This is a genomic window from Streptomyces sp. NPDC059398, from assembly GCF_042751845.1.
Classification (GTDB): Bacteria; Actinomycetota; Actinomycetes; order Streptomycetales; family Streptomycetaceae; genus Streptomyces.
The window spans coordinates 145,042-151,214 of record NZ_JBHYWP010000004.1; the positions used below are offsets into that span (position 1 = coordinate 145,042).

Below are 6,173 nucleotides of genomic sequence, written 5' to 3' on the forward strand. Positions count from 1 at the left end.
CCCGGGCTTCCGTGGACGGGGACTCGGTGGGACGGCTTTCCATGGCGGGATCCTCCGGACTCTGGCAGTTTTCCTGACGGAACGTCAGAGTAGGTCCGTCCGAAGGCGGAGGGAAGAGGGCGAAGAAGGGGGCACCGATGAGTAAGGAACCGTCCGGTGGGCACGCGGCCGGCGACACACGGAGCGAGGTGTACGGCGAGCTGGCCTCGGTCGGGCCGTACGGGGTGCGGCCTGGCCATGCGCTGATCACCATGGTGGAGCCGCATCCGGGCCATGAGTACGCGTACAACCGGTGGTACGAGGACGACCACTTCTACGCAGGGGCCATGGCGATGCCCTGGATGTACGCGGGCCGCCGCTGGGTCGCCACCCGTGAACTCCAGGCGCTGCGCTACCCGGAGAAGTCCGCGGTCGCCCAGCCGGTGACCGCCGGGTGCTACCTCACCACGTACTGGGTGACCGAGGGCCGCTACGACGAGCACATGAAGTGGACCGTCGGCATCAACAGGCGGCTGAACCGGGACGGCCGGGTCTACCAGGACCGTACGCATGTCTTCACGGCGTTCCAGGACCATGAGGCGACGGTCTACCGGGACGGTGCCGCCGGGCCGCGTGACGTCCACGCGCTCGACCATCCGTACGCCGGTCTGGTCCTGGAGGTGATCGACGCCGAAGGCCCGGAACAGCGGGCGGAGTTGCTGGAGTGGCTGCGCGCGAAGGGGCTGCCGAAGCGGCTCTCGGGCGGCCCCGCCGCGATGGTGACGGTCTTCCGGCCGACACCGCTGCCGAGCGACCGGATGGCGTATGTGAAGCAGGTGGAGGGAGTGGACACCCGGCTCACACTGCTCTGGTTCCTGGAGTCCGACCCCAGGGAGGTCTGGGAACCGCACTTCACCGGGCTCGACGGGGACCTGGTCGAGCGCGGCCTGGGACGGGTGGAGCTGGTGGCGCCTTTCATACCGACCGTGCCGGGCACCGACCGTTATGTCGACCGGCTGCGCTGACGGCTGCGTCGATCAACTGCGCCGACCGGCTGCGCTGACCGGCCGCGCCGACCGGTGCGGAAGCGGTTGGCCGGTCAGGGCCGAGCCCCCTCGGCCGGGACGGCGATCCAGTCGAGAGGGCTCTTGTCCACGGTCCGGGTGATCACGGGACCGGGGGTCAGTCGAGAGTGAACGCGCCCTGGCCCACTTCGCTCACGAAGCTGTTCCACGAGGCGGGAACGAAAGCGATCGACGGGCCGTCGGCGACTTTTGAGTCCCGCACGGCGATGGCCTGGGCAAGCGGTGACCTGACCTCGACGCAGGCACCGTTTCCCGTGGAGTACGAAGACTTGGTCCAGGTCTCGGTCGCGCCCTGCTGAATTGCCATGTTCGCTCCGGTAAGCAGTCGTCGTGTTGCGTCAGCGTTCTCGATGACGCCTGATCGACGCTACTCGCGAACTCCCCTGCCCGAGACGGCCGTTCACTCGACCGAGTGGCTTCTGCCGCTCAGTCTTACGCTACGGGGCAGCTGGGGTGTACCGTGCGGACCTGGATTTCAGGAATCGGACATACGCTGCCATTCAGCGCGCGTACCCCTTGGCGATCTCCATGATGAACTCCCTTGTCTGTTCCACGTTCAGGGCCTGCGCGCGCAAGTGCTCGTACATCACGCTGTACTTCTGCACATCCTGCGCCTTCTCCAGATAGAGGTCGCTGGTGACGCCCTCGATGTAGACCACGCTGGAGTCCGCCGCGTCCGGGAATTCCAGAATGGCGTACTGCCCGTTGATGCCGGGGTGCGCGCCCACCGCGAACGGCAGTACCTGCACGGTGACATGGGGGAGCTGGGACAGCTCGACGAGATGCTCCAGCTGGCTGATCATCAGCTGCTTGCCGCCGACGACCCGGCGCAGCGCCGACTCGTCGATCACCACCCAGAGCCGCAGCGGGGACTCCTCGGCGCTGACCCGCTCCTGGCGGCGCAGCCGGACCTGGACCCGCTTCTCGATATCGGTCACCGCGGTCTCCGGCAGTGCACCGGCGATCAGGGCCTCGGCGTACTGCTTGGTCTGGAGCAGCCCCGGGACGACCTGCGGGTCGTACACGCGCAGACTGGCCGCGTCGGTCTCCAGGCCGATATAGACGCTGTACGGGATGTCGCCGAAGGCATGCCACCAGCCCTGCTGGCGCGAGTCCTTGGCCATCTGCATCAGCGAGTCGACGATCCGGTGGTCCTCGACCTCGTACACACCGCAGAGATCGCGGACATCGCGCTGGCTGATGGAGCGGCGGCCGTTCTCCAGTCGGCTGATCTTCGACTGGGAGACGAGCAGGCGCTCGGCGACCTCTTCGGCCGTCATGCCCTTGAGCTCCCGGAGCCTGCGCAGCTCCTGGCCGAGCCGGCGCCGCCTGACAGTGGGATTGACGTTGGACGCCACGGGAACTGCACCTCCGGCTTTGACGTACTGAGCCCCACCGCGCTGTGCCGGTAGGCCTTACTGCTCAGCAGATTGCCATCAATGCCACGCGCTGCGCTGGGAAATGGCCAGAGAGTGAGCGCGCGGGGCCGACGGCTTGCCGGCCCCGCGCGTTCGTGTTGCGGCTCCCGAACCGGGTCTTGGGGACGTCGGTGCGGCGGTCCTGGTGCTCGTACTGCTGCTCGTGCCCGTACTGCTCGTGCTCGTACTGCGGCTGAGCTCACCCGGTGGTGCGGCTTACCTCAGTGCGCCGCCACCCGGGCCATGGCCCCGTGGTGCGCCGGCGCGGCGCTGCCCGGTGCCGGTGCCGGACGGCGCGGCTGTGCCGCCGCACCGTTCTGGACGTCCATGACCGCGTGCGCCACGAGTCCGCCCATGGGGTCGTGTCTGATCAGGTCCCGGAGGCGGGAGCGTGATGAACGCCCCTCGTTGCCGGGGTAGAGGTGCTTGCCGAGCCCCACTGCGTGAGCGAGCGCGGCGAGCGCCGCGGTCCGCGGGTCCGGCGGTACGCCGGTGCGGATCGCACTGTCCAGCCGGGCCCTGATGTCCCGGCTGATCGCTGTCTCCGTCGCCTGGTAGCGAGTCGTCGGCAGCACTCCGCACATCTGGCCCGCCACGGCATGCACCATGCCGCACCGCTCCAGATGAGCGAGGTAAATCTGGCGCAGCCCCAGTCGGGGCCCGCCGATCCAGTGGACTGCCCGGACCGGGCTGCCGCGCCTGCGCAGCAGTTCCAGTGCGGAGTCCAGTGTCGGATCTCCTGTCGGCCGTGCCATCACCACGGCGATACGATCCCCGTCCGGGGCTATCCGTCCTGCCAGAGCCAGCTCTACTAGCTGGGCTCCGGCCAGGCCGAGGTCGAGCGACTGCGGCTGCGCTGTGGTACCCGTGGTCGGGTCCAGAGCGAGCAGTAGAAGCTCTTCCGGAATCGTTCTGCGGCTCCTGCCCATCCATGCCTCCCCGCGTGGATGAGTGACAGGGTGACCCCTCTCACATTGGTCTGTCGAGAGCGCCTGGGTGCTTTGTACTGGAACCTGGGCGTATGTCGTTCTTGTCCCGTGCAGCGGTTAAGCGCCCACACAGGACACTGGTAGATGGTTCGGACAGGCGGGAAAACCCGCGCGGCGTATCCAGGAGGCATCGGTGGCGGGCGAGTCCCCCGACAAGTCGGAGCAGCGGAAGTCGTCAGAGGGAACGGCTCCCGGTACGAGCGATCCGAGGCTCGCGGTCTTCCGCTCGGTGCCGGATCCGGAAGCGGGTGCGGTGTCCGGCTCGCAGTCGGGCGACGCACGGCTGCGTGAGGCGGTGGCCGCGTGGGTCGCCGGGGCGGACGACCCGGCGGACGCGTCCGGTCCGTCCGGCGCATCGGACGGGGGCGACACCCCCGAGGCGTCGGAGACCCGCGTCATGCCCACGCCCTCCGTCGACGGGCCCGAAGCGGGCAGTGCCCGGAGCGAGGCGGGCACGGATGCCTCCGCTGCGGGCGCGGACGCCGAGCCGGACGAGGGTGCCCGGGGCGCTCAGGCCGCCTCTGGGGCCGCATCCGCCGCCGACGCGCCCGCAGGGGCTCCGTCGGACGCGGAGGCGCGTACGGGCGCTTCAGGGGGCGCAGACGGGCCCGCCGGGCCAGGTGACGACGCGGCCACCGACGGCGAAGCAGGGGACACGCCGGGCGGAACGGGCGCATCGGGCGGCGCGGCAGCCGCCGACGCGGGCACCGGTGCCCCGGACGCGAAGCAGGCGGGCGACGCCCGGGCGGGCGAGGCTGCGGGCGCCGGAACTGCCGTTGCGTTTCCCACAGCGGCAGCCGCCGGGCAGGGCGCGAAGCCCGGAACCGGGCCCGGCGCCAAGCCGGAAGCGGAGCCGGACGCACCGTCGAACGTCGCAGACGCAAAGGCTGCTGCGAAGGCCGACGAGAAGCCGGTCGGCAAGGACGGCGCACAGGGCGGGAAGGCCGCCCCGAACGGGGGAGAGAAGACCACCCCGAGGGTGGACGAGAAGGCCGCTACGAAGCCCGGCGGCGAGGCTGCGGCGAAGGCGGACAGCAAGGCCGACCCGAACGGTGACGGTGACGGTGGCGCGGGCTCGGAGCCCGAGGGTGAAGCCGTCGATCAGCCCACCGGTATCTTCCGCATCCCCTCCCGCCCGGTGGATCAGCCCACCACCACCCTGAAGCGCAGCACCTTCGTGCCGCTGCGCCCCGACGACGTACCCGGTGAGCGGAAGAAGCCGACACCCGCTCCAGTGCCGTCGCCCGCCAAGGCCCCGGCCGGGGTTCCGGCCGCGAGCGCCGCAGCCGGAGCGGCCGGTGGCGCCGACACCGCGCAGCCTCCCCTGGTCGAGCCGACCCGGCAGCAGCCGCTGCCGCCCAAGCCGCCGCTCGACCTGCTGGCCGAGCTGACCAACAAGCCGGCCCCGCCGGAGACCCCGGTGCGTACAGCGGTCCGGCGCTTCAAGATCTGGACCCCGCTGGTCCTCCTCGTGCTGATCATCTTTGCGGTCGTACAGGCCGTCCGGCCGCTTCCCGACCCCGGCCTGAAGCTGACCGCCGCACCGTCGTACTCCTTCTCCGGATCCAAGGTCGCGCTGCCCTGGCCGGGCGAGGGCCAGGGGATGATGTCCGTGGCCGGGCTCGGCACCATGGACAGCTTCGGCGCGGAGAAGCCCGTACCGATCGCGAGCATGGCCAAGTCGATGACGGCCTACCTGATCATGCAGGACCACCCGATGAAGCCGGGTGCGAAGGGGGCGTCGATTCCCGTCGACGCCACGGCGGAGAAGGAAGGCCACTACGACAAGAGTGGCAATGAGTCGACCCTGAACACGATCAAGAAGGGCGACGTCCTCTCCGAGAAGGACGCGCTCAGCGCGGTCATGATCCCGTCGGCGAACAACGTCGCGCGGCTGCTCGCCCGTTGGGACGCGGGCTCGGAGGCGGCGTTCGTGAAGAAGATGAACGACACCGCCCGGAAGCTCGGGATGACGCACACCAAGTACACCGACCCCTCGGGTCTGACCGCCTCCACGGTCAGCACGGCCGCCGACCAGGTCAAGCTGGGCCAGGAACTGGTCAAGATGCCGGCGCTGATGGACATCACGAAGCTCCCGAGCTGGACCGACCCGTCGGGCAAGGCATGGAGCAACTACAACCGGCTGGTGCCCTACAACGGGGTGATCGGCATCAAGACCGGCTCCACCACCACCGCCGGCGGGAGCCTGCTCTTCGCCGCGGAACAGAAGGTCGGCCACACGACGCAGTACATCGTGGGTGCGGTCCTCGGGCAGCACCAGGGGCCGTCGATCATCGACACGGTCAACGCGGTGAGCAAGAAGGCCCTGCTGCCCGCCGAGTCCGCGCTCACCTCACAGAACGTCGTGAAGAAGGGGCAGGTCGTCGGGTACGTGGACGACGGTCTCGGCGGGCAGACCCCGGTGGTCGCCACCAAGGACTTCGAGGCGGCGGGCTGGGCCGGTCTGAAGGTCGACATCAAGATCGGCGACGGGGGCAAGGCGATCCCGCACGAGGCGAAGGCCGGAACGGTCGTCGGTCAGCTCACCGTCGGATCGGGTCCTGGCAAGGTCACCGCCCCGGTCGCACTCCAGAAGGACCTCCCGAAGCCCGGCTTCGGAGCGAAGCTGACCCGCGTCGGCTGAGCGCCCGACCGGGCGTCCGGGTGAGCATCGGGGCTGGGGCCGCGGGCGGGAGGGGCGC

At 69.9% G+C, this 6,173-nt stretch carries 5 protein-coding genes; 2 read left to right on the forward strand and 3 right to left on the reverse strand.

The window, feature by feature from the left end; genetic code table 11:
- Nucleotides 1-137: 137 nt before the first annotated feature.
- On the forward strand, nt 138-1,004 hold the full coding sequence (locus ACFXBC_RS03320; protein WP_385018109.1) for a hypothetical protein: 867 nt from the start codon (nt 138-140) through the stop codon (nt 1,002-1,004).
- Nucleotides 1,005-1,161: 157 nt separating this feature from the next.
- Here the strand turns inward: ACFXBC_RS03320 and ACFXBC_RS03325 are convergent, their stop codons facing one another.
- The 3 genes from ACFXBC_RS03325 to ACFXBC_RS03335 form a co-directional block, all read right to left on the reverse strand.
- Nucleotides 1,162-1,371, reverse strand: a complete 210-nt coding sequence (locus ACFXBC_RS03325) for a DUF397 domain-containing protein (RefSeq protein ID WP_385018111.1) — start codon at nt 1,369-1,371, stop codon at nt 1,162-1,164.
- 193 nt (nt 1,372-1,564) lie between these two features.
- Nucleotides 1,565-2,422 (reverse strand): helix-turn-helix domain-containing protein, encoded by an 858-nt coding sequence (locus ACFXBC_RS03330; RefSeq protein WP_385018113.1) that lies wholly within the window; start codon nt 2,420-2,422, stop codon nt 1,565-1,567.
- 281 nt (nt 2,423-2,703) lie between these two features.
- Nucleotides 2,704-3,411 (reverse strand): GPP34 family phosphoprotein, encoded by a 708-nt coding sequence (locus ACFXBC_RS03335; protein ID WP_385018115.1) that lies wholly within the window; start codon nt 3,409-3,411, stop codon nt 2,704-2,706.
- 193 nt (nt 3,412-3,604) lie between these two features.
- On the opposite strand from ACFXBC_RS03335, the gene ACFXBC_RS03340 reads away from it, so the two are divergent.
- A complete protein-coding gene (locus ACFXBC_RS03340) occupies nt 3,605-6,115 on the forward strand; it encodes a D-alanyl-D-alanine carboxypeptidase (protein WP_385018117.1) in 2,511 nt (836 codons plus the stop codon).
- The last annotated feature ends 58 nt before the right edge of the window (nt 6,116-6,173 follow it).

Excerpts from the sequence above, each read along its gene's own strand:
- ACFXBC_RS03320 (WP_385018109.1), top strand. The coding sequence starts at position 138 with ATGAGTAAGGAACCGTCCGGTGGGCACGCGGCCGGCGACACACGGAGC.
- ACFXBC_RS03325 (WP_385018111.1), bottom strand. The coding sequence starts at position 1,371 with ATGGCAATTCAGCAGGGCGCGACCGAGACCTGGACCAAGTCTTCGTAC.
- ACFXBC_RS03335 (WP_385018115.1), bottom strand. The coding sequence starts at position 3,411 with ATGGGCAGGAGCCGCAGAACGATTCCGGAAGAGCTTCTACTGCTCGCT.